General features: G+C 62.9%; 19 protein-coding genes and 1 tRNA gene. 17 read left to right on the top strand and 3 right to left on the bottom strand.

What is annotated here, in order from left to right:
* Window positions 1-443: 443 nt before the first annotated feature.
* From IRZ31_RS03060 to IRZ31_RS03025, 8 genes are all read left to right on the top strand, one after another.
* Window positions 444-1904: an MFS transporter gene (locus IRZ31_RS03060; protein ID WP_297149411.1), complete on the top strand. Its 1461-nt coding sequence runs from the start codon at window positions 444-446 to the stop codon at window positions 1902-1904.
* Between the two features lie 196 nt (window positions 1905-2100).
* Window positions 2101-2173, top strand: a tRNA-His gene (locus tag IRZ31_RS03055).
* An 87-nt stretch (window positions 2174-2260) separates the two neighbouring features.
* The gene (locus IRZ31_RS03050; protein ID WP_297149409.1) at window positions 2261-3130 is read left to right on the top strand and encodes an LLM class flavin-dependent oxidoreductase; all 870 of its coding nucleotides are present in this window, start codon (window positions 2261-2263) and stop codon (window positions 3128-3130) included.
* Window positions 3131-3437: 307 nt separating this feature from the next.
* A complete protein-coding gene (locus IRZ31_RS03045) occupies window positions 3438-4022 on the top strand; it encodes a hypothetical protein (RefSeq protein ID WP_297149407.1) in 585 nt (194 codons plus the stop codon).
* A gap of 14 nt (window positions 4023-4036) precedes the next feature.
* Window positions 4037-4759, top strand: a complete 723-nt coding sequence (locus tag IRZ31_RS03040) for a response regulator transcription factor (RefSeq protein WP_297149405.1) — start codon at window positions 4037-4039, stop codon at window positions 4757-4759.
* Window positions 4756-6435, top strand: coding sequence for a HAMP domain-containing sensor histidine kinase (locus IRZ31_RS03035; RefSeq protein ID WP_297149403.1), 1680 nt, complete (start codon window positions 4756-4758; stop codon window positions 6433-6435). Before IRZ31_RS03040 ends, IRZ31_RS03035 begins: the two co-directional genes overlap by 4 nt.
* Before the next feature lie 271 nt (window positions 6436-6706).
* Window positions 6707-6910, top strand: coding sequence for a hypothetical protein (locus IRZ31_RS03030; protein WP_297149402.1), 204 nt, complete (start codon window positions 6707-6709; stop codon window positions 6908-6910).
* A gap of 294 nt (window positions 6911-7204) precedes the next feature.
* Window positions 7205-7465: a hypothetical protein gene (locus IRZ31_RS03025; RefSeq protein WP_297149399.1), complete on the top strand. Its 261-nt coding sequence runs from the start codon at window positions 7205-7207 to the stop codon at window positions 7463-7465.
* A gap of 262 nt (window positions 7466-7727) precedes the next feature.
* On the opposite strand, the gene IRZ31_RS03020 is transcribed toward IRZ31_RS03025, so the two are convergent.
* Together IRZ31_RS03020 and IRZ31_RS03015 are read right to left on the bottom strand one after the other, a co-directional pair.
* A complete protein-coding gene (locus IRZ31_RS03020; RefSeq protein WP_297149397.1) occupies window positions 7728-8684 on the bottom strand; it encodes a cobalamin-binding protein in 957 nt (318 codons plus the stop codon).
* A gap of 254 nt (window positions 8685-8938) precedes the next feature.
* On the bottom strand, window positions 8939-10018 hold the full coding sequence (locus IRZ31_RS03015) for a diacylglycerol kinase family protein (protein WP_297149395.1): 1080 nt from the start codon (window positions 10016-10018) through the stop codon (window positions 8939-8941).
* Window positions 10019-10349: 331 nt separating this feature from the next.
* Here IRZ31_RS03015 and ptsP point away from each other — a divergent pair, with 331 nt between their 5' ends.
* From ptsP to deoC, 9 genes are all read left to right on the top strand, one after another.
* Window positions 10350-12209 (top strand): phosphoenolpyruvate--protein phosphotransferase, encoded by a 1860-nt coding sequence (gene ptsP / locus IRZ31_RS03010; RefSeq protein ID WP_297149394.1) that lies wholly within the window; start codon window positions 10350-10352, stop codon window positions 12207-12209.
* 254 nt (window positions 12210-12463) lie between these two features.
* Window positions 12464-12844, top strand: coding sequence for a cupin domain-containing protein (locus IRZ31_RS03005; protein WP_112433469.1), 381 nt, complete (start codon window positions 12464-12466; stop codon window positions 12842-12844).
* 23 nt (window positions 12845-12867) lie between these two features.
* Window positions 12868-13968 carry a zinc-dependent dehydrogenase gene (locus tag IRZ31_RS03000; RefSeq protein WP_297149389.1) on the top strand — a complete coding sequence of 367 codons (1101 nt, stop codon included), beginning with the start codon at window positions 12868-12870 and terminating at the stop codon, window positions 13966-13968.
* A 269-nt stretch (window positions 13969-14237) separates the two neighbouring features.
* Window positions 14238-16100 carry a transketolase gene (locus tag IRZ31_RS02995; RefSeq protein WP_297149387.1) on the top strand — a complete coding sequence of 621 codons (1863 nt, stop codon included), beginning with the start codon at window positions 14238-14240 and terminating at the stop codon, window positions 16098-16100.
* Between the two features lie 149 nt (window positions 16101-16249).
* Window positions 16250-16840 carry a hypothetical protein gene (locus IRZ31_RS02990; protein WP_297149384.1) on the top strand — a complete coding sequence of 197 codons (591 nt, stop codon included), beginning with the start codon at window positions 16250-16252 and terminating at the stop codon, window positions 16838-16840.
* A 272-nt stretch (window positions 16841-17112) separates the two neighbouring features.
* Window positions 17113-17970 carry an RNase H family protein gene (locus tag IRZ31_RS02985; protein WP_297149383.1) on the top strand — a complete coding sequence of 286 codons (858 nt, stop codon included), beginning with the start codon at window positions 17113-17115 and terminating at the stop codon, window positions 17968-17970.
* Window positions 17971-18082: 112 nt separating this feature from the next.
* On the top strand, window positions 18083-18790 hold the full coding sequence (locus IRZ31_RS02980) for a DUF169 domain-containing protein (RefSeq protein WP_297149381.1): 708 nt from the start codon (window positions 18083-18085) through the stop codon (window positions 18788-18790).
* Window positions 18791-18933: 143 nt separating this feature from the next.
* On the top strand, window positions 18934-20619 hold the full coding sequence (locus IRZ31_RS02975; RefSeq protein ID WP_297149379.1) for a CocE/NonD family hydrolase: 1686 nt from the start codon (window positions 18934-18936) through the stop codon (window positions 20617-20619).
* A 288-nt stretch (window positions 20620-20907) separates the two neighbouring features.
* A complete protein-coding gene (gene deoC, locus IRZ31_RS02970; RefSeq protein WP_363325631.1) occupies window positions 20908-21885 on the top strand; it encodes a deoxyribose-phosphate aldolase in 978 nt (325 codons plus the stop codon).
* Between the two features lie 59 nt (window positions 21886-21944).
* Here deoC and IRZ31_RS02965 read toward each other — a convergent pair whose 3' ends face one another.
* Window positions 21945-22568 (bottom strand): class F sortase, encoded by a 624-nt coding sequence (locus IRZ31_RS02965; protein ID WP_297149375.1) that lies wholly within the window; start codon window positions 22566-22568, stop codon window positions 21945-21947.
* Between the last annotated feature and the right edge of the window lie 35 nt (window positions 22569-22603).

Below are 22603 nucleotides of genomic sequence, written 5' to 3'. Positions count from 1 at the left end.
AACTGAGAGAGATCGGCTTCCCCCTCCCTGACCTGGTTGCTCTTGATCTCCTCTGACGTGTGGTGAACCATGTAGCCACGTGCCCTTTCTGCTACAAAGAACCGGCCTGTTTGCTCTACTAGCGCCTTTGTTTGGAGTGTATGGCACGGCCAAGCCGATGTCAAGTCTTCTCCTGTTGCCAGTGGCACCCGGGTCCAGACATGCCCAGGAAGAATCGATCAACCTGCCTCTCGTCTTCCTGCTCGCCGCTCCTTCCCTTGACAGTGAGGGAGAAGCACAGGTACAATTGTCTAGAACAGGCTGCTTGCTCATAGACCATCGGGCCAGCGGAACATACCTCATCGGGCCAGAGCGAACGAATTGTAGCAACGTAGCTCAATGTATTCTGGCTGACTGGCAGGCTGGCAATGACAGCCGCGCCTGTGCCAGGGAGGGAGGCAGGTATGGCTTCCGAAGCAGGCAATCCCTCGCGGCCCGTGGGAGGCGCGAGCAGCACAGCCGCTGCTGTGGTAGCGCGCCTGGACCGTATCCCCATCTGGGCCTTGCCCTATCTGTACATTGGCATCATCGGGGCTGGCTTCCTCTTCACCTTCTTCGACATTTTCGACATCAACGTCTCGTTCATCCAGACCTGTGTCCAGATTGTGCCGGGCTGTACCCCCCAATCAGCGGCCAACTACCTGGGCCTGCCAGTGCTGCTCAACCTGGTGGGCTACGTCATCGGCACCCTCATCCTCAGTCCCCTGGCGGACCGCCTCGGACGGCGCGATATGCTGCTGGTCACGATGGTCATCACCGGGCTGGGCTCGCTCTACAATGCTCTGGTAGGTGATTATGTGAACTTTATCATTGCCCGCACCATCACGGGCATTGGTGTTGGCGCGGACCTGGCCCTTGTCAATACCTACATCAACGAGGTGGCGCCGAGCGGGGGACGGGCGCGCTATACCTCGCTGATCTTTATCATGTCCTCGCTGGGTGCCTTCCTCGGGGTCTGGCTGGGCCTGCTGCTCACCACCCAGCCAGAAGCTTTTCCGCTGGGACTGCCCTTTGCTCTCGCTGGCCCTGGCTTCACCTTCGGCTGGCGCCTGATGTACGGCATCGGGGCCTTACTGGCGCTGATTGGCATCCTGATGCGCTTCCAGCTCCATGAGTCGCCGCGCTGGCTGATCTCGCAAGGGCGGGTCGAGGCGGCGGAAGGCGTGGTGGCGCAAATGGAGGCGCAGGCGCGGGCCCGCGTTGGCGAGCTACCCACGCCTTCCGAGATTCCGGTTGAGACGCAGCCGGGCCGGATACCCTATGTCGAGATCTTTGGCAATCGCCTCTATCTGCTGCGCACGATTTTCCTCTTCGTCGTCTGGTTCATTGGCTACATTACGGTCTATGCTATCGCGGCGGGCCTGACCTCGCTGCTGGCGGCCTTGAAATTCCCGCCGCCGGAGGCCGGTCTGATCGTGGCCATTGGCTCTGTGGGCTTTGTGCTGGTGGCCATCTTCGACTATGCCTTTGGCGAGCTATTGGAGCGCAAGTACTGGCTACCGGTGGCGGCCCTGCTCACCCTGATTGGCTGCCTGCTGATTGCCCTGGGCGGAGCTGGCAATTTCGCTGTGGCGGTGCTCGGCTCGATCGTGCTCTTTTTCGGCTTCAATCTCTGGGTACCGATGACCTACACCTGGTCAACCGAGCACTATCCAACGCGAGCGCGCGCCACGGGCTTCGCGCTGGTCGATGGCGTTGGCCATCTCGGGGGGAGTGTGGGCCTGCTGGTCATTCCGCCTCTGATTCCGACGCTGGGTCCGCTGAATACCTTCCTGATCATTGCCGGCTGCTTGATTGTGGCGGCGGTGATCGCTCAGTTCGGGACGGCCACGCGCCTGCGCCGCCTTGATGAGGTTTCTCCTTAGCTCGTTGGTGGTTAGTTGGTTAGCAGGGCTGCTCTCCTGGCTCCATGCAGGCGCTCTTTGGCGGGCGAACAGACAGGTGGCACTGCGCTGGCCTGTCAGTATTTGCAGGTCAGCGCCTGATTTTGGCCGCTGCCCTATTGACAGCCGACAGACTCTCCGCTATACTGGCTGTGCACGTAATCAAAGAAGCAACACGGTGGCCGTAGCTCAATCGGTAGAGCTCTGGATTGTGGCTCCAGCGGTTGTGGGTTCGAGCCCCATCGGTCACCCCTTTTTTATTGGCTTGGCGTTGGCTGTCAGGCGTGGGCGCGACTCGGGCGTGCGCCGCCTCAGACAACGCTTCTACCTGACGAACGATGCTCTACGGTCTGCATCTCCCCAATTTTGGCCCCCTCGCTGATGTGCGTTTGCTGTGTGAGCTGGCCCAGGAGGCGGAAGCTGCCGGCTGGGACGGCTTCTTTCTCTGGGATCAGATTGCGCGCACAACCCTGGCGCCGACCAACGATCCTTTGGCGGAGGTCTGGGTAGCGCTGACAGCGATCGCTCTGCATACGCAGCGCCTGCGCTTTGGCCCCCTGGTGACGCCCCTGCCGCGACGCCGTCCCTGGGAGGTGGCCCGTCAGACGGTGACGCTCGATCATCTTTCGGACGGACGTCTGGTGCTGGGGGTGGGCCTGGGTGGTGGCTACTTCGATTTTGCTGCCCTGGGGGAGCCATCGGACCTGAAGGTGCTGGGGGCCATGCTCGACGAGGGCCTGGCGATCCTCAACGGGCTGTGGAGTGGTCAGCCTTTCCATTTCGAGGGACGCTACTACCACATCCAGGAGGCGCACTTTCTCCCCCCTCCTCGTCAGCAGCCGCGGATTCCGATCTGGGTGGCCGGCATGTGGCCCAATCGCGCCCCGCTGCGCCGGGCGATCCGCTGGGATGGTTTCATTCCTATTGGGCGCGACCTGGCCCTGACCGAAATGCTCTCAGCCGAGACAATGGCCGAGATTGTGGCCGCTCTGCAGCAGCTGCGCTCGCAGCCGGGCCCCTTCGAGGTGGTACATTTCGGGATCAGCTCCGGCGAGGACCCCGAGGCCGATCGCGCGCTGGTGGCCGCCTACGCCCGCGTTGGAGTGACATGGTGGGTCGAAAATATCGTGCCAGAGCGCTGGGGCACCTGGCAGGAGTGGCCGTTAGAGGCAATGCGCCGCCGCATTCGCCAGGGGCCGCCCCGCTAGGGCCTCGCTTCTTGGCGGCTTCCCCGGCGCTCCGCTCTGCGCGTTCCTCGTCCACTCTCCAACCGGGCTGGTCCTGACGCTCAGCTCCTCCCTCTCTCAGTGCGCCATCGTGGTGCGCGCCGCCTGGCTCTGGTCGCTAGCAGGCGGTTGCGACAGAATTGCGACAAAGATCAGATACGGCCATGACAACTCAGGATTAAGCTCATCTCATGTGATAGCTAGCAGCCTGCGTGTGCTCATGGCTTTGAGCTCGCTGGGCTGAGATCATGTCGCTGTGGCGCCGAGAGAAGAAAGGAGCCTCATTCTCGTGTTGGATGACGGAAGAAAGGATTATGCCACTGTTTGGCAGACCAGGCCTCCTTTCGAGGGCCTGTATGAAGAAAAGGGAAGCGTTCAGCAGCAGGAGCAGCTCAGGCAGGCAGCCGCTGCTGAGTGGTTGCCTCTCACAAGCTACCATCCTGGGACTGAGCAAGCTTCAGACGAGCTATCACCCTCGACGAACGCCGATTCCGTCTTGGGCATGCTCTGTTACCTGGGCGGCTGGCTCTCTGGTCTGCTGGTCCTGCTCTTCGGGGGCAGGAGTCGCCTGGTGCGCTTCCATGCCCTGCAATCTTTGTTCTTTTTTGGACTGGTGACAATCATCGATGTATGCATGATAATGATGCCTGTCTATGTTGATCGCCTCTCCTTGTGGTGGCTTCCGTCTGAGGTGGATGCGCTTGCTTTCTGCTGCTGGCTGCTGCTGTTGGGGACGCTGCAGGTGGTGACTCTGACGGGCTGGCTCATTGGCATGATTCAGGCGACCCGTCGGCGCTTCTACCTGATGCCTCTGGTAGGGCGCCTGGCTCTAGCCCTGGTTGGGCAGAAGCGGCGAGAGATTGTATTGAAGTGATTGATTGAACGGGGATGAAAACGCTCTTACTCGTTGAGGATGCGCAGGATCTGGCGCAGCTCATTATTCGCGAACTGAAAGCGGATGGCTACGAGGTCCTCTATGCTCCCGATGGAGTCGAGGCTTTGCGCTTGCATGAGGAGCAACGCCCGGCGCTGGTCATTCTGGACTGGATGCTGCCGCGCATGGATGGCCTGGAGGTGCTGCGCCGCCTGCGCCAGCAAGCGCCCACCCCCGTGCTCATGTTGACGGCACGAAGTGAGGAGACCGATCGCGTGGTAGGTCTGGAGCTAGGGGCCGACGATTACCTGACCAAGCCTTTTAGCATGCGGGAGCTATTGGCGCGAGTGCATGCGCTCCTGCGCCGTGCCGAGCTGATTCAGCAGATGCTGCAGCAGGATCTGGCGCGGGCCGAGCGACCCCTTATCGATGGACCGCTCTGTCTCGACGCCCAGGCCCATCTAGTGACCCTGGATGGCCAACCGCTTGATCTCAGTCCGACTGAGTTTGAACTCCTTCATCTCTTCCTGCGCAGTCCCGGACGCGCCTTCAGCCGCGCTTACCTCCTTGATACGGTCTGGGGAGAGAGCTATGTCGGCGGCGATCGCTCTGTAGATAATACCGTTTTGCGCCTGCGCAAGAAGCTGGGAGCGCTGGGCGAGGCCATCGAAACAGTCTGGGGCGTTGGCTATCGCTGGCGTGCGCATAGCCCCTCAAGGGCGGGAGGAGAGCAATGAAAGAAAGATGGGCGAGCCTCTGGTTGAGGGCCAGGCGCAGACGCGCTCTGCTTGAAGCTGTCTTGTTTGCTTCGCTGCTGTGCGGCTTCATCTGTCTGACGTCTGCTACGGAGACGGGACGTGAGTTTAGCCTGCTGCTATTGGCGCCTTTCGGACTGGGCTACTTTGCGCTGCGCGCCGAGGTCGGACCCCCACCCCGGTGGCGGAGCTGGGCGCGCGATTTGGCCTGGGGGCTGCTGCTTATCTTGTTGCTCTGTGGGCTGCCCTTTCTCCTGCTGAGTCTGGGGCATCGGCTGGGGGCCACGTTCTTCTTTCCCAGACTGGCCGCGTTCCCTCTGGTTTTGTTGGGAATGGCCCCAGTCGCTCTGGTTGGTTATATTGTCTGGCGTGGCTTTCTGCGCCTGTTATCCCTTTGGAGCCGTTTGCGGCGCAGACAACTGCTGTGGGCCTTGACTCACGCTCACGCCGTGATGGTCCTGCTGGCGGCGGGGCTGCTCATTCTCCTCTTCGATCTGCTGGCCCTCTCCAACGTGAAAGATCTGGCCCTGCTCATCTCGGTCACGATGATGCTTGGGCTGGTGTCGTTCATCGCCTTACTGGCGGTGATTCCCCCGACAGCTTTCTTTTCCTATCTGGTGGTCCGCCGGACTACGGCCCGTCTGCGCGCGCTGGCCGAGGCGGCTCATGCCTTGCGCCTGGGCAACTATGGGGTGCGCGTGCCTGTCGAGGGCGAGGATGAGGTTGCCCAGCTGCAGGCCGACTTTAACGCAATGGCAGCCGAGCTGGAGCGGGCCCTGCGCGAGCTGAAGCAGGAGCGCGATACGGTGGCCGGGCTGCTCAAGACCCAGCGCGAGCTGGTGGCCGCTGTTTCTCATGAACTGCGTACGCCTGTGGCTACGGTACGCGGCTATCTGGAGGCTGCCCTGCGTCGCCTGGATCGTGGCGAGCTGCCGGAATCCCTGCCACGAGATCTGGAGGTGATGGAGGCTGAGGTGCTGCGCCTGCAGCGGCTGGTCGAGGACCTCTTTGCTCTGGCTTGCGCCGAGGTCGGGCGCCTGACCTTGCGCTGCGTGCCGACCGATGTGGGTGAGCTGGCGCGCCGCCTGGTGGCCGCCCGCGCGCCGCTGGCCTGGCAGAGTGGACGGGTGCAGGTGGTGGCGGAGACGCCGCCAACGGGACCGCTGGCCCTGGCTGATCCCGAGCGACTCGCTCAGGCGCTGCAGAACTTGCTGCACAACGGTATCCGCCATACGCCGCCGGGTGGCATTGTGGCCGTGGCAGTCTCCCAGGAGGAGAATAAGGTGGTGATCCAGGTACGCGATACGGGCGAGGGTATCCCTGCCGAGGAGCTGCCGCGTATCTGGGAGCGCTTTTATCAGGCTTCGAGTAAGCTGCGCCGCGATGGCAGCGGCAGCGGCTTGGGGCTGGCGCTGGTGAAGGAGTGGGTGGAGGCCATGCAGGGCAGTGTGGCGGCGACCAGCGTGCTCTCGGAAGGCAGTTGCTTTACTCTCTATCTTCCCGCTGCTCCCGTCGATGCCGGCCTCGCCTCCCAGCGCAGGGCAACGGCTTCCCTTGGGCCGGAGCCGCCCCAGACAGACGGGCTGAGGCCGCTGGTAAGGGAGACGAGCGAGCGTGAGGACCAGCTTGTTCTTCATGGGCGGGTGGAGCAGCAGTAGCTACTGCTTTTCTTGTAGCCTGCTTTTGCAATGTCACGCCTTGTTATGGAAATAAAGTGTGCGTTTGCCGTGTTTTTCTTAATAGATGGAGTGAATGCACTGAAACCGACGCCGGTAATGGTGCGTGTGGCTAGATGAGAGTAGGTTGGGCCTGGCTCGCTGACGCACATGGGGGAAGGAAAGAGGAGAGGTGTGAGGAAGAGGCACACAGCGGGCGGCGAGCCGATGAGACTGGCCGGCTGTGAGTGCACAGTCCCCTGGGAGGTACCTCATGTCAGAGCGTGTCCTGACCATTGCCGACCTCTGTACTGCTATTGCTGAAGGCCGAATCCCGGCCACGGTCAAGGGTTCCACCTATCATGTCAACGCCCTGGAGCTGCGTCGCTATCTGAACCGTTTGCGCCCGCTGCCTTTTATTTCGGTCAGGCGTTCGCTTCGCTGTGCCCCCGAGTCCGGTCGTCGCCGTACCTCTTAGCACAGGCTGGGGCTGGGTCACAGGCTCCATGCCGAGTTGCTTGATCCTTTGCACCGGCTGCCAGCTGGCTGTCGGTAGAGTTGCTTTCCCGCTCGGGAGGCACTATAATAAGGGCCGGTGAACCGAACGAGAGGAGTCCTCAGCACGAGGCTACCCATTTGGCTCCGCTGGTTCACCAGGAACTGAGCTGAGTGATGAAATCATCCGCTGCGGGCGCAAGTCGACGGCGCGGGCTGGACAAGATGCCAGTCCCTGGTGGCGCGGCCTGCGCTCGCTGCCGTAGAAAGGCGTTTCATGGAGCCACTGGAGTCTGATTATACACCGCTACCGAGCCGGCGCCGGCGGGCTGCCGATCCAGCGCGGCGTTACAATTGGCTCTTTCTCTTCCCCATCGTGGGGATTTGTATCGTCCTACTCTTTGCCGCCGCCGGCCTCTTCCAGTTCAGCCTGGCCCCCATCGTTGACGGCCTGATGGGGTTCCTGGTGCTGCTGTTCGCCCTCTTTGTGGTCGTTATTTTCTGGGCTTCCGCGCCCAGGCGGGGCGAGCAATCGTAGCGAGTGCCAGTCAACTGGCGCTCTGGCTCTTGCGCCTGCCTCTGGTGCGCTCGCCAGCGACAGGAGCTAAGAGAACACAGCAAAGGGCCGCCTCTGGTGCTTGTCGCCTTCTGTCTTGCCCTGCGCGGGCTGGTCCAAAGCCACTCGGGTGAGGACGTTACCCGCTCCCCGATCAAGAAGGCCCTGTTGGGGCGGCGGGCAAGCCCTGGAGGACGGCCCTGAATTGTCTTTCTTTGCTCCACTGCTGGCTGACGGGCGACCCTTAACGCCAAGGCTGCCAGCCCTCTGCCGGCAGCGGTATTCCCGCCTGCTCCCCCCATAGCGCCCGGGCAATCAGTTCCGCCGACTCGACCAGGCGAGGCCCGGAGCGATTCAAGTAATGGTTCCCATCGATGAGATACACGCGTCCCTCGCGCACAGCGCGCAGCTCCGACCAGGCGGAGTGCTGTTGAAGCAGAGCGGCGTCTTGCCGCGTGCGCTCCACATCGAAGCCACACGGTGAGAGGATCAGCACCTCTGGATCGGCCTGGCGCAGCTCGTCCCAGCCAATCCAGGGCGCATGTTGCCCGCTGGCGCTCAAGACTGGCTCGCCGCCAGCATAAGCGATCAGCTCAGGCGTCCAGTTGCCGGCTCCCATCAGCGGATCAAGCCATTCCAGGACAGCCACACGGGGAGCCTGGCCGCGCTCGGCGCTCAGGCGGACGCAGCGCTGGCGCAGCTTCTCCAGGCGTTGCTGATAGCTGGCGATCAGAGCCTCAGCCTCTGCCAGACGTCCGAGGGCGGCCCCGACACGCCGCAGGTCCTCCCAGACATCACTGAGGCGATAAGGAGCCAGCGAGACGATGCGCGGCTGCAGTCCGGTAAGCTGCCGCACGGCCTCGCTGACATCGCGCTCGCTGACGGCGCAGACCTCGCACTGAGTTTGTGTCAAAATGACGTCTGGTTGCAGCTCCTGGAGGCGGGCAACGTCGATCTGGTAAATGCTGAGCGCCTGGAGGGCCGCCTCGTCTCCACTCCGACGCGTGCCGGCCAGCTGGCGGACCTGGGCATCGATGCCGGCGCTGTTGGTATTGATGTCAATCACCGGACGGCTCAGGGCTGGCAGGTGCTGGACTTCGGGCGGATAGTCACACTCGTGGGAGCGCCCCACCAGTTGCTCGGTGCAACCAAGGGCGGCCACCATTTCCGTGGCGCTGGCAAGCAAGGAAACGATACGCATCGTTGCTCACTCCCTTCTTCTGCCGGCGGCCTCCTCTCTGCTCCTGCCTGCACCTGGACGGTTGCCTTCCTTGTGGATGGGAGCAGCCGGCGCCGCCGGGCACAACCAACAACAGGTCACGGCCACCATCTGATCAGCGGCGACAGCGCCTCCGTTGTCTGGTCTGGTGCTGTGCTCTTTGCATGGTAAGTAATGGTATCGCCAGGCAGTTCACCTGCCCGTCCTCACCTCAGCGTCGGCCCGGCCTGTCCCGCTCATGTGCCGGTCTCGGCAGTCTGAGCCTGCCAGGTTGTGGGCACCAGGACCCGCAGGCGCTCGGGGGCGATGCGTACCGTGATGGGGGTCTTCCCTTTGACCTCGCCATCCAGCGTCACCTCACAGGGTCCCGCGGGAGTGCTGATAGTGACACCGGTGGCCCGCCAGTGATGCAAGCCCGGCAAGGCCATCAGCTCAGCGGGGTTGCCAGTCGTTCCTTCGCTCGCCTGGCCCTGCTCGCTCTCGCCGCCAGCGAAAAGCTGGCCGATGGCCGACGCAATTTCCTTCCAGTCCAGTCCCTGGACCACGACGATATCGAGCAGGTGATCGGTAACGCTGGCGCCTGGAATGCTCAACTGAAGCGGGCCGCCAAAAACGGGGGCGTTGATCACCGCGACCTGCAGCACCTGATAGCGGAGCTCCTCCGCTGCTTGAGCCTGGCCCTGGCACTGCTGTTGAGCAGCAAGAGATCCAGAAGGCTCCTCAAAGTCGAGAACCACCTCTAGCGGTTCGTGCGCGCGCAGAGCCTCCAGCGCCGCCAGCGGGTAGGTCATGGCGCCGAAGCGCTCGCGCATCTCGCTGCTGGTTGCAAGACGTGCGAATTCAACGTTAAGCCCAATAGTGAGGGTATGACAGAAGTAGTCGCTCTCGGCCTCCTCGCCTCCAGTGCCAGAGGCCGAGGAGGAGGCTGTCGCCGGGAGGACCATGCCGACGTCGACCGCCGCCTCCTGGCCGCCCACGATTACCTCGACGGCACCAGGCAGGTCCTGGGGAATGGCTAGCGAACGGGCTGTGTCGTTGGCCGTACCCAGTGGCAGGATGGCCAGCGGCGGCCCTTCTTTGATAACATGCCTGATCATTCCTCCAACCAGGCCGTCCCCTCCTGCGGCAATGGCCAGGTCGATGCCCTGAGCAAGCCAGGTGCTCCCCTGCGATGGTAACTCATTTAAATTCGTAATTGGCTCAACTCTCACTAGCTCGATGTCCGCCTCTTGCAATAGCTTCAGGGCTTCTTCAAGCTGCGGTGCCCGTCCCGAATGGGGACTGTGGATAACGATGGCGCGGCGTTTGCCCGGCATTGGTTCCTCCCGACTCTCGTATGAAGTCGCCTCCTGGTGGCTTCGCTGAGGAGTATATATCGTTGCTGCCTGTTCTGTAAACAGACAGAGAATCTGTCGGGCACTCTGGAGCCAGCGACGCCGGCCTGCATGGGGCCGGCTCTCCCCCCTTCCTGTTGGGAAGACGGGGCAGACCTTGCTCTTGCAGCCCCCGCATTTTTGCCGGATAATAGGAACATCATTTCAGTTTGGCACCGATGCCCACGCGCAGCGCCAGGCGCGCCCATCCATCGCCTACCCGCCGTAGGGTTGGCATCATCCGCGGCTGCGATTCTCAGGAGGTTGAGTCACTGTGTCTGAGCATGAACAGACATTCCAGGCGCCCACTCCTTCCCCATCTTCGGCCCCACTTCCGCTTCGCGTAGTTCCGCTCTCGCCCGGCCTCGCTCTTGGGCCGGTCTGGCTCTACCGCTCTCCGGCCCTGCAACAGCAGTCCCAACCTCAGCCGACGGCTGCAGACAAAGGCCGCAGGCTGACGCCGGAGCAGGTAGCCGAGGAGCAGCAGCGCCTGCGCACAGCGGTCGAGCAGGCTGTGGCCGAGTTGCAGGCTTTGACCGCTCAGGTTGCGCGCACGGTGGGCAAGGAAGAGGCCGCTATTTTTGAGGCCCATCAGCTGATTCTGCAGGACCCTGAAATCCTGGATGCCGCCATTGAACGCATCAGTCAGCAAGGCCTGCCAGCGGAGCAGGCCCTGCGCGAGGTCGCCGAAGAGAATGCCCAGATCCTGGCTGCCCTCGATGATGAACTGCTGGCGGCGCGCGCCAGCGATGTGCGCGACGCCACCGGGCGAGTGCTGCGCCTGCTCTCGGGCACCCCTGCTAGCTCCCTGCTTCCCCAGGCCGAGAGGGTGCACGAGCCAGTGATCCTGGTTGCCGATGATCTGACACCTTCTGATACCGCTACTCTCGATCCAAAGCTTGTGGCCGGTATTTGTACGGTGTTCGGCGGCCCGACAACCCACGCCGCCATTATCGCCCGCTCTCTGGAAATTCCCGCTGTCAGCGGCCTCTCTCCCGACCTCTTCGCTCAGCTGACACCCGGCCAGCGTATTGCTCTGGACGGCGGGCGTGGCCTGCTCTATCTCAACTTGACACCTGAGCAGGAACGGGAAATACTGCAAAAGATTGATCTGCAGCAAAAAGAGCGAAAAGAGCAACAGCAGCAACGCGAACGCTGGCGCGGACGCTCAGGGGCTACCGCTGATGGCGTACCGGTGGCCATCTTTGCTAACGTAGGCGATGAGGAAGGAGCGAGGCAGGCTGCAGAGCAGGGTGCCGAGGGTATCGGCCTGCTGCGCACCGAGTTTCTCTTTGGAGGTCGGGAGCAGTTCCCCGACGAGCAGGAGCAGGAAGCGGCCTATCGACGTCTCTTCCGCGCCTTCGCTGCCGGGCAGCCGCAGGGCAAGACTATTATTGCCCGTACGCTGGACGCCGGCGCCGACAAGCCCTTCCCGGCGCTGGAGGCCCTCATTGGCTCTCTGCAAGAGGCCAATCCGGCCCTTGGCCTGCGCGGGGCGCGCATTCATCTCTGCCATGAGGAGCTGCTGCGCCAGCAGCTGCGGGCTTTGCTGCGCGCCGCTCAGGCTACGGGCATCACGCTGCAGATTATGTTTCCTATGATTGCCACTCTGGAAGAGGTGCGACGCCTGCGTGCTCTCACTGAGGAGGTACTCGCCGAGCTGGAGGGGCAGGGGCTACGGCTCACGCCGAGGCCGGCGGTCGGCATCATGGTGGAGACACCCGCTGCCGCGCTGATGGCTGATGTGCTGGCGCGCGCGGTGGATTTCTTTAGCATCGGCACCAATGATCTCTATCAATACGTTATGGCAGTCGATCGCACCAATGGGCGCGTGGCCTCGCTCTTCGGACGTTTAGAGCCAGCGGTCTGGCGCGCCATTGCCCAGGTGGCGCGGGCTGGCCAGCAACATGGGCGCCTGGTGGCCGTCTGCGGCGAACTGGCGGGCGATCCCCTGATCGGTCCGCTCCTGGTCGGCCTTGGTGTACGTGAGCTGAGCATGAACCCGCCGGCGCTGCTGGCTGTCAAGGAGCGGCTCGCGCGTCAACCCCTGGCCTACTGGCAGGAGCAGGCTCAGCGCCTCCTGCAGGCTGAGACCGCCGCCGAGCTGCAGCATATGCTAGAATCTATAGCGTAGGCCGGGCAGGCGGCAGCACCAGAGAGAGGCGAGCCGACAGCCGGGTAGGCAGGCAGACAAGCAGAGTCTCATGCCCGCTGACGGCGGCAGTGACGCAGCACCGAGTCAGTCGAAGCAGTCCGCCTGTCCTCTTCCTCTGACTGACTGACTGATGGCTTGTGCCCACTGGTTGGGGCGAGTCGTGCTATGAGAGCCGCGAGCTGCTTGCTGGTCATGTGACGAGCTGTTAAGCTGTGCAAGAGGAGTAGATTTGCATGGGTGTGATCCATCGTCTCCAGTCTCAGGAGCATGGAGAGCTACGCTGGGAAGGCGTGCCGGTGCGCGCCTATGGACCGGAGAATAGCCGGGCCAAAGATGCAACGCGCCAGATCCTGATCGGTAACGATGAAGGAGCGCAGAACTTCCATCTGCGCTATTTTGCTGTACAGCCGGGTGGGCATACCTCGCTGGACCAGCATGCCCATGATCATGGCGTCTATGTGTTGCATGGGCGGGCACGCCTGCGTCTGGGTGATGAAGAGCACGAGGTGCGCGCGGGCGATGCCATCTATATTCCGGGCAACGAGGTTCATCAATTCTTTGCCCTGGGCGACGAAGCCTTCGGCTTCCTGTGTGTCGTCCCGGCCAAAAGATGAGCGGGCGGGGGCGAACGAGCGTTATGCGTGCCGTTGAATATCACAGCAATCAGGATGTGCGGGTCGTGGAGCTGCCGCAGCCGACCATCGGCCCCGGCGAACTGTTGGTGCGGCTCGTGGCCTGTGGCATCTGCGCCAGCGATGTCATGGAGTGGTATATGCGCCCGCGGGCCCCGCTCTATCCTGGTCACGAGCCGGTAGGCGTCGTTGAAGCTGTTGGGGAGGGTGTAGCGCAGTTCAAGGTTGGCGACCGCGTCTTTGTACATCATCACGTGCCATGCATGGTCTGCCACTATTGTCAACGCGGCGCCTTCTCGCAGTGCCCGACCTTTCGCGCGACGCGTCTCGATCCCGGCGGCCTGGCCGAATATATTCGGGTTCCCGCTCCCAACGTTGAGCGCGACGTTCTGCTGTTACCCGCCTCGCTCTCGTTCGAGGCGGCTACTTTGATTGAGCCGCTGGCCTGCTGTATTCGCGGTATTGAGCGCGCCATGCTGCGTGCCGGCGATCGGGTCCTCATTCTGGGAGCGGGCAGCAATGGCATCATGCTTGCCCAACTGGCGCGGTTGAGGGGGGCTGTCCGTGTAATGGTTGTCGACCCGATTGCCTATCGGCGCGAGCGGGCCTTAGAGGTAGGGGCTGATCTGGCCTTTGATCCAGAGGGGGAGCCGCTTCTGCCGCGCGTGCTTGCCGCCAACGACGGGCGCAAACCCGATGTAGTCATCGTCACGCCGTCGAAGGTGCAGGCCATGCGTCAGGGATTGGAGCTAGTGGGACCGGGGGGAACGGTGCTGCTCTTTGCTCCGCCTCCACCGGAGGAGCAGCTACCTGTGACGCCCAATGAACTGTTTTTCCGCGAGATCACGCTGCGCACCAGTTACTCTGCCGGACCCTATGAGACGCGGCAGGCTCTTGATTTACTGGCCACTGGTCGAATCCGTGCCGAGAGCGTGATCACTCATCGTTTCCCCCTGCCTGAGGCGGCGCAAGCCTTCCGTCTTGTGGCCCAACCAGGCGAGGCGCTCAAGGTCGTGATCCTGGCCGCCGCTCCTGACGCTGATCTGACCAGAACAGCGGCCTGGTCAGAGAACCAGGCAGGGAGGGAGGGCGCGGGCCTGGCTTGAGTGAGCAGGCCGACCCCCATCTCAGTGAAGCGATCCGGTGCAGGGAAGCACTATAATTCTTCACAGAAGAGAGTGCAGGCCCAGGCGGGCGCACCAGCTCCAGCTCAGGGAGGGAGATCGAGAGCTGGGCGTCTCCTGCGGCGCAGCAGTGTGAGCGAACGAAGGAACATCAGCTTGCCCGAGGGGGGCAGTTGTCCTACAATAGAACCGTATTCGTCGAGTAGCAAGAGAACGATGAACACACATAAGGAAGGCAAGAGGATTGGCTGATGACGACAACTCAGGCACAGACTCAGGTCGAGCAATGGACCAACCTTGCTCAGCAGTTGCGCGTAGATAGTATTCGCTGTACGACCGCGGCGGGTTCGGGGCATCCGACCTCCTCGCTCTCTGCCGCCGATTTGATGGCAGTCCTGCTGGTCAGCTATCTGCGCTACGACTTTGACAATCCACACCATCCGAACAACGACCACCTGATTTTCTCCAAGGGCCATGCGGCGCCGCTGCTCTACGCTATGTACAAAGCGGCGGGCGCCATTACCGACGAGGAGTTGCTGACCCTGCGCAAGCGTGGCAGCCGGCTGGAGGGGCATCCGACGCCAGTCCTGCCCTGGGTGGAGGTGGCGACTGGCTCCCTGGGTCAGGGTCTGCCGATCGGTGTGGGAATTGCGCTGGCCGGCAAGTATCTGGATAAGCTGCCATATCGCGTCTGGGTGCTGCTGGGAGATAGCGAGATGGCCGAAGGCTCCATCTGGGAAGCCATCGAGCACGCCGCTCACTATAAGCTGGATAATCTGATCGGTATTCTCGACTGCAATCGCCTGGGCCAGCGCGGCGAAACGATGCTGGGCTGGAATACAGCGGCCTACGCTGAGCGGGCTGAAGCCTTCGGCTGGCGAGCACTGGTCATCGATGGACATAACTACGAGGAGATCGATCGCGCCTATGCCCAGGCTATGAAGGCGGAAGGGGCGCCGACGCTGATCATCGCCCGTACCGTGAAGGGCAAAGGGGTTTCGTTCCTGGAGAACGCCGAGGGCTGGCATGGCAAGGCTCTCAGCAAGGAACAGGAGGAGAAGGCTCTGGCCGAGCTGCCCCATGTGCGCAGCCAGATCTTTACGGTGCAGAAGCCCGAGAATCTGCAGCCGGCTGCCGCGGAGCGCAAGCCTCTGGAGTTGCCGCGCTACGCCAGTGGCCAGGAAGTACCCACGCGCAAAGCCTATGGCGATGCCCTCAAGGCTTTGGGCGCCGCCTATCCCGAGGTGGTAGCCCTCGATGGTGAGGTCAGCAACTCGACCTACGCTGAGGAGTTCGCCAAGGCTTACCCCGAGCGCTACTTTGAGCAGTACATTGCGGAGCAGCAGATGGTCGCTGCGGCCATCGCCATGAGTGTCCGCCAGCGCATCCCCTTCGCGTCGACCTTCGCAGCCTTTCTGACACGCGCCTACGACTTTATCCGCATGGGAGCCATCTCGCGTGCCAATATCCGCCTGTGTGGCTCGCATGCTGGGGTCTCGATCGGCGAGGATGGACCGTCTCAGATGGGCCTGGAGGACCTGGCCATGATGCGGGCCATCTTCGGCAGCACGGTACTCTATCCCTGCGATGCTAACCAGACGGCGAAGCTGGTGGCCCAGATGGCAGAGCATGGCGGGATCGTCTATCTGCGCACAACGCGCGAGAAGACACCTGTGATCTACAGTCCCGATGACGAGTTCCCCATCGGCGGCAGCAAGGTGCTGCGCCGCTCGGAGAACGACCAGGCGACGATCGTGGCGGCTGGCATCACGGTTCACGAGGCCCTCAAGGCCTATGAGTACCTGAAGTCCGAGGGCATCCTGGTGCGAGTGATCGATGCCTATTCGATCAAGCCGATCGATGAGGAGACGCTTTTCCAGGCTGCCGATGAGACGAAGCAGTGCATTGTGACAGTCGAGGATCACTGGCCGGAAGGTGGTCTGGGTGAGGCGGTGCTGGAGGCCTTTACGCAGCGCGCTGGGCCGCTGCCGCGTGTGGTCAAGCTGGCTGTCCAGGAGATGCCCGGCTCCGCCAAGCCTATGGAGCAGCTGGAGGAGGCCGGTATCGATGCCCACCATATTGCCCAGGCGGTCAAGGCTCTGATTCATCGCTAGCTCTCTCTGCCCGCTTCGGCATGCTCGTCCTGCTGGTGGCCCGGCTCGGCTCGGGGCCTGCCTGAAGCAGGACAAGCATGCCTGGACTGTGTTGGGCCAGGACATAGGATCGGCGAATAGAGCATATCTGGAGCGAAGGAGGAAACCTGGTGCAGGAGATATCTCCTGGCCCGCAGCAATCCATTTCCCGTCAACCAGAGGAGTCGCTGCGACCTCCGCGCGTGGTAACGCTGGCGGTGCTCTTCGATTGGAGCCTGCTGGTACAACTGCTGGCGATGCCACTATTGGGGCGCTGGCTAGGGCTTCCTCCTTCGCTGCGCTTGCCCTGGCTCTCGCCCACCCTCAATGCGCTGCTCTCCCTGCTCGCCGCTCTCCCCTTTGTATTGCTGCTGCTGCTGTGCGGCGAAGGGGTGCGCCGTGGCCTTCCCTGGGCGCGTTCCGTGCAGGTGGCGCTCAATACGCTGCTCGCCCTGGCAGGTCTGGCCAGTATCTATACGCTCTGGCTCGATGCCCGCGTAGGAAACTACTGGCCCCTGGTAACCCTGCTAACGCTGGGCGGACTGTCGCCCTTGATTGCCTGGGGCTTGCAGCGGCCAGTGGCGCGCCGCTGGTTTCATCCGCCGCTGGAGCTGGCGCCAGGGCTGAGGCAGCGTCGGGCCAGCGTGCCTCCCTCCTGGCCTCTGTTGGGCGCCGCGCTGCTGCTGGGCCTGCTGGAAGCCCTGGCGGCCCTTCATCGCTGAGCGCAGAGAGAAAGAGTCGCCAATCGCCTGACAGTCCTCTGACGATCCTGCCTGGCCCGGTCGCTCTCTACGACGACCGTTTGCTTGACGGCGGGCCATCTGGGGCCGTATCATGGGGCCATAGTGTTAGCCATCGTCTAATGGCAGCCGTTGCCCCTTCCTCTCTCTAGGCGCGTAGGGTTGAATTTCAACCCGACCTGGATGGTGAGCGACTGACGTGGGAGTGAGGCGAGTGGGCGCGGTCATGATTATCAGGTTGAATGGTGCAGTGAGTGAGTCAGGAGACAGAATCGCTGGAGTGGCGTTCAGTCAAAGAGGCGCTGGCCGGCTTTTCGGCAGAGGCAGTACGCTCGGCTCTCAGGCGGAAGCCGGCGGTCGTAGCCTATACCGATGGAGCCTGCATCAAGAACCCGGGTGGCCCTGCCGGCTGGAGTGCTATCCTGGTGCCGGTTGAGCGGCTCGATGTGCCGCTGAACGAGGTCCCTGCTGAGCGCATCGAGGCCCACGGGCATATTCCGCCCTCGGCCACAACAACCAACAATCGAGCTGAGATTGCGGCTTTGTTGGCGGCCCTGAGCCTGGCCCCGCCGGATCGCCCGCTCAAGATCTGGAGCGACAGTCAGTACACGATCAAGGTGGCGACGGGCGACTACAAGGCCCGAATGAACCCCGACCTCTGGCAGTTGTTCCGTTGGCTGGTCAACCACCGTACGGCGCCTTTGTCCTTTGGCTGGGTACGCGGTCATGCCGGGCAGGCTCTCAATGAGCGTGCCGATGAGCTGGCCGGTCTGGGCGCCTGGCAGGATGATCGCGCCGCTTACGAGCAGTGGCTGCGCTCGCAGCAGCCGGAGGCCCGTTCTAGGGCCAGGAGCGGAGCCGATCAGAGCAGGAGCGAACGGCGAGCAGCGGACGACGAGGCGCGGCCCTCGGCCTCGGAGCTGGCCCTCATGCGCGATCAGGTTCAGGAGCTGCTGGCGCTCCTGGAGAGCGGACGCATCGCGCTCAAAGACAACGAGCGTCAGTTTCTCTACAATATGGCCCAGCGCCTGCGCTATCCGGACTTTGCGCCGACGGCGGGCCAGCGGAATTGGCTCAAGGGTCTCTCTGCCCGCGCCCATCGAACGCTTTGAGGGAAAGACCTGGGTGGGGCTAGCTGTTCGCCGATCACTGAGCATGAGCAGAGCAGCTCAGGCGTTTCTGTTTCTGGCCTTGCTTGCCTGTTGCTAGAAAGGACGGTTTTGTGTGATTGATCGCAATGTGGTAGAGCGTTTTTCGTCCTTATTGGGGCTGGTCCGGCCCCCGGTGGGGCTAGCCTTCGTCGATGAGGTCCCGCTGGGAGTTGAGCGTACGACGACAGGTGTTCCTTCGGCTTGTACTTTCTGGCGCCTGGCCGAGCAGGGCGTCTTTTATGCGACTGCCAGTGATCATCAGCAGTGTCCCATCGGCATGATCACTATGGGCTTTCTCTCCCCCCAATCTCTGGACGAGCGGGGGCGCTCTCTCGTGCAGACAATGGCGAACGTCGGCTACTTCGCGCCCGAAGAGCTGCGCGGTCTGCCGGTCGTGGAGAAGAAGCACGCGGCCATTGTCTATGGACGTCTCGATCGCTTCCCGCTGGAGCCGGATATCGTGCTGGCACTCTTGAATGCTCAGCAGGCGATGCTGGTGGCCGAGGCGCAAGGAGCGGTCAACTGGCTGGAAGGGGGCCAGCTCGCCTTTGGGCGTCCGACCTGTGGCATCATTCCCCGTACGCTGCGTACGGGCCAGCCCTCGCTCAGCTTCGGCTGCGTGGGGGCGCGCACCTATGTGGGTATGGAGCCGTCGCAGATGGTGCTGGCTCTCGCCGGGAGCCACTTCGCTGAGCTGGTCGCGCGTCTGGAGGGAAGCGTGACCGCCAATGAGTCTCTAGCCCCCTTCCATGCCCAACAGAAGGCGAGCTTCCCCGCCTGAGCGCTGGGGTGGGGAGAAACATAGCGCGCTTTCTGTTCTTCTCTTCTCTCATCTAACTGGCGCTCCGGAGGCGAGCCTGCCGCTGCGGAGCGCCAGCGGCTCTATCAGGCCACAGTACAGCAGGCCAGAAAGGACACGCAGCGATGCCTCTCTCGGTGTCGAATCAGGCGCGCGTGCTCTTCAATCGTCGCGTCCCGCTGCGCGATGGTGTCACGCTGTCCGCCGATGTCTATCTGCCAATCCAGGGAAAGGGGCCGTGGCCGGCCATCCTCCTGCGCACACCCTATTTGAAAGCCCAGGCCCAAATAGCTCAGCGGGCTTTGGCCTTTGTGCGCTATGGCTATGCTTTTGTGGCGATGGATGTGCGAGGACGCGGCGACTCCGACGGTGAGTTCATTCCCTATCGCCACGAGGGGCCTGACGGCTACGATGCCATCGAGTGGTGTGCCGCCCAGGACTGGTGCGATGGCAATGTAGGCACCCTGGGCGCCTCCTACGCGGGCCGCATTCAGTGGCTCGCGGCTCTGGAGCAGCCGCCCCACCTCAAGGCGATGGTGGTGCTGGTCGCGCCCTCCGATCCTTTTGTTGAAATACCGACTGGCCTTCCCAGTCCCATGCATCTCTGCTGGGAACACTACGTCAGCGGGCGCGTCACTCAGCCAATGGAGCTGGTTGACTGGGAGCAGGTCTACTGGCATCTTCCCCTGCTCACTATGGATGAGCGCGCCGGGCGCTTCAATCCCCACTGGCGTGAGCAGATCGCTCATGCCGCACTTGATGACTACTGGCTACCTCTCTGCTACCAGCGCCGCTTTGAGGAGCTGACCGTGCCGGTCCTGCATATCTCCGGCTGGTACGATGACGAGCAGATTGGTACCCCTCTTAACTACATCGGCATGACTACGTGCGCCGCCACGCCCGAGGCTCGTGCCAATCAGCGCCTGCTTATGGGTCCCTGGGGGCACCAGGTGAACACGAGCCGCAAGCTAGGAGAGATCGACTTTGGTCCCCAGGCTCTGATCGATCTCGATGCCGAAGAACGACGCTGGTTCGATCGCTTCCTCAAAGGGCGACGCCAGGAGCCGCAACCGGCACCGGTGCGCCTTTTCATCATGGGAGCCAACTACTGGCGCGATGAGCAGGAGTGGCCCCTGGCGCGTACGCGCTGGACGCGCTTCTACCTGCACAGCGGCGGGGCTGCCAACAGCCGTTTTGGTGACGGGCACCTCTCTACAGAGCCTCCCGTAGCTGATGAGCCGTATGACAGCTACCGCTACGATCCCGCTCGGCCCATGCCTTTCATCACTGAGCCAACCTCTACGCAGATCGGTGGCCCCGATGATTACGCCGCCATCCAGCGCCGCGATGACGTCCTCGTCTATGTCAGCGAGCCGCTCAAAGAGGACCTGGAGGTGACCGGCCCCGTGCGCCTGGAGCTGTACGCCTCCTCGTCAGCGCCCGATACCGACTTCGTGGCCATGCTCCTCGACGTCTGGCCGAACGGCTTTCGTCAGCGCCTCTGCGATGGCATGGTCCGCGCCCGCTTCCGCGAAGGGATGGAGCGCCCGGCGCTGATCGAACCGGGCCGCATCTATCAGTATGAGATCGATTGCTGGAATACGGCTCAGGTCTTCAAAGCTGGCCATCGTATTTGCCTGCAGCTCAGCTCTAGTGCCTTCCCCAAGTACGACCGTAATCTGAATACCGGGGCGGCGTTGGGCCTGACCAGCGAGATGGCTGTGGCCGAACAGCGCATTTACCACGACCGCGCTCATCCCTCGGCCCTGGTCCTGCCGGTCATCCCCTCGGCTGCTTCGCCCTCACCTTGACCTTTCTCCGAAGCGTCGCGACAGACGAGCAAGTGAGCAGCACCTTGACAAAGCCTGGCTCGTGCAAGATGATAGAGGGCAAAGAAGCGAAGGGAGCTGAAGTGAAGCGGGCCTTCGACTAAGGCCGGGCCACTGTCGGTGCTAGCGTGTCCAGTGAGGGCCTGTCTGGAGCAGCGCTGGCCTGCAAGTGGCGCCCGCCAATGTTATGGGGGAAGAGCAGTGACTACGATTAAAAGAGTGCCAGAGGCGCAAGAGCAGAGCGTGGGTGCGCGCCCCGAGCCGCCGGTGATGCCGCAGGAGCAAGAAGAGCAGCCGCGGGATGAGCGTAATCCAGGTGTGCCGCTCGATCTGGGCTGGCTGCGCGAAGTGCACGTCAATCGCAGCGCGGTCGAGCGCCGGGCAGCCACCCTGCCGACGCGCCGCACTGTCAAACGCGAATGGCAGGCTGCCTGGCTGCTGCGAGCCATCACCTGCCTGGATTTGACTACCCTGGCCGGGGACGATACGCCTGGCACCGTGCGCCGGCTTTGTGCCAAAGCGCGTCATCCTGTGCGCAGCGAGCTACTAGAGGCGCTTGGGGTTCCCGAGGAGCGCATCCAGGTGGCGGCGGTTTGCGTCTACCACAACCTGGTCTCAGTGGCCGTGGCTGCTCTGCGCGGTACCCAGATCCCTGTGGCTGCGGTCTCTACTGGCTTCCCTGCCGGCCAGATCGCTTTGGAGCAGAAGCTCGCCGAAATCGCGGCCTCGGTGCGGGCCGGTGCTCGTGAGATCGACATAGTCATCTCGCGTGCCCATGTTCTGACCGGCAACTGGCAGGCCCTCTACGACGAAGTGCGAGCTTTTCGTATGGCCTGTGGAGAAGCCCACATGAAGACCATCCTGGCGACGCACGAACTGGCCACGCTGCGCAACGTTGGTATGGCCAGCCTGGTCTGCATGATGGCTGGGGCTGATTTCATTAAGACCTCCACCGGCAAGGAGGCGGTCAATGCAACCCTGCCAGTGGGCCTGGTGATGACGCGCGCCATTCGCGACTACTACGAGCGCACGGGCTACCGGGTTGGCCTGAAGCCTGCCGGCGGCATTCGCAGCGCCAAAACGGCCCTCGACTGGCTGATCCTCATGAAAGAAGAGCTAGGCGACGAGTGGCTTAACAGCCGCCTCTTCCGTATTGGCGCCAGTGGTCTGCTCTCTGATATCGAGCGCCAGCTCTCTTACTTCGTCACCGGCCATTACGCCGCTGCTCACTATAATCCCCTGGTCTAGTGGGCCGAGCCACCCGGCTCGCCGACCTGACGCGGGGCACGCGACGCGGCTGTCCCGCGTCAGGCGATCAGTGTTGTGTAGACGACAAGGCGGAGCTGGGTCTGATGCTCACTGGCGATCCAGTCGCCAGCGCAGGTGATCAGATTAAGGTAATGGCCACTGGTATCGGCAAAAATCTGTTGCAGTGGAGCCTGCGTCGGCGGATAGTAGGCCAGAGCACGTACCCGGAAAGACCACCATGCTCCCTGGGCATCGAGCACCTGAACGACGGCGCCCGGCTGCAGCTCGCGCAGGCGCCAGAAGACAGCCGGTGCTCCCCCTGGGCGGTCGAGATGCCCATCGATCACCGCGCTGCCGCGCTCGCCAGGGCGCGGACCAAGCCGGTACCAGCCCACGTCGTCCCAGGGCTGACGCGTCGGCACCTCCAGCTCGCCGCTGGTCGTTATCCCCACCGCCTCAACGGTAGCATCCACGCCAATAGCCGGAATGCGCAGGCGCGTCGGCACTCCTGGCTGGCCGCTCATCGAGCGCGGCGAGCGATCGGGATGGCTGGCCTCCCCCATCAGCAGCGGCTGACCGTCACGGACTTGAACAATAGCCGCCCCGGTCGAGCCGCAGCTGCTCAGCGAGAGCAGGAGAGCCAGCAGAGAGCAGGCCCACAGCAGCGTCTTCAACCCTGGCATAATCCAACGTCTACGAGAGCCTCTCAACTGCCTTG

It is taken from the genome of Thermogemmatispora sp. (genome assembly GCF_019683635.1).
Taxonomy (GTDB): Bacteria; Chloroflexota; Ktedonobacteria; order Ktedonobacterales; family Ktedonobacteraceae; genus Thermogemmatispora.
The sequence above is the reverse complement of the archived record's forward strand: the minus strand, read 5'-3'. Positions and strand labels throughout refer to the sequence as shown.

Coding starts and splice junctions, on each gene's coding strand:
- IRZ31_RS03040 (WP_297149405.1), top strand. CDS start 4,037: ATGAAAACGCTCTTACTCGTTGAGGATGCGCAGGATCTGGCGCAGCTC.
- IRZ31_RS03025 (WP_297149399.1), top strand. CDS start 7,205: ATGGAGCCACTGGAGTCTGATTATACACCGCTACCGAGCCGGCGCCGG.
- IRZ31_RS02995 (WP_297149387.1), top strand. CDS start 14,238: ATGACGACAACTCAGGCACAGACTCAGGTCGAGCAATGGACCAACCTT.
- IRZ31_RS02975 (WP_297149379.1), top strand. CDS start 18,934: ATGCCTCTCTCGGTGTCGAATCAGGCGCGCGTGCTCTTCAATCGTCGC.
- IRZ31_RS03015 (WP_297149395.1), bottom strand. CDS start 10,018: ATGCCGGGCAAACGCCGCGCCATCGTTATCCACAGTCCCCATTCGGGA.
- IRZ31_RS03005 (WP_112433469.1), top strand. CDS start 12,464: ATGGGTGTGATCCATCGTCTCCAGTCTCAGGAGCATGGAGAGCTACGC.
- deoC (WP_363325631.1), top strand. CDS start 20,908: ATGCCGCAGGAGCAAGAAGAGCAGCCGCGGGATGAGCGTAATCCAGGT.
- IRZ31_RS02965 (WP_297149375.1), bottom strand. CDS start 22,568: ATGCCAGGGTTGAAGACGCTGCTGTGGGCCTGCTCTCTGCTGGCTCTC.
- IRZ31_RS03030 (WP_297149402.1), top strand. CDS start 6,707: ATGTCAGAGCGTGTCCTGACCATTGCCGACCTCTGTACTGCTATTGCT.
- IRZ31_RS03035 (WP_297149403.1), top strand. CDS start 4,756: ATGAAAGAAAGATGGGCGAGCCTCTGGTTGAGGGCCAGGCGCAGACGC.
- IRZ31_RS03000 (WP_297149389.1), top strand. CDS start 12,868: ATGCGTGCCGTTGAATATCACAGCAATCAGGATGTGCGGGTCGTGGAG.
- IRZ31_RS03060 (WP_297149411.1), top strand. CDS start 444: ATGGCTTCCGAAGCAGGCAATCCCTCGCGGCCCGTGGGAGGCGCGAGC.
- IRZ31_RS03050 (WP_297149409.1), top strand. CDS start 2,261: ATGCTCTACGGTCTGCATCTCCCCAATTTTGGCCCCCTCGCTGATGTG.
- IRZ31_RS03020 (WP_297149397.1), bottom strand. CDS start 8,684: ATGCGTATCGTTTCCTTGCTTGCCAGCGCCACGGAAATGGTGGCCGCC.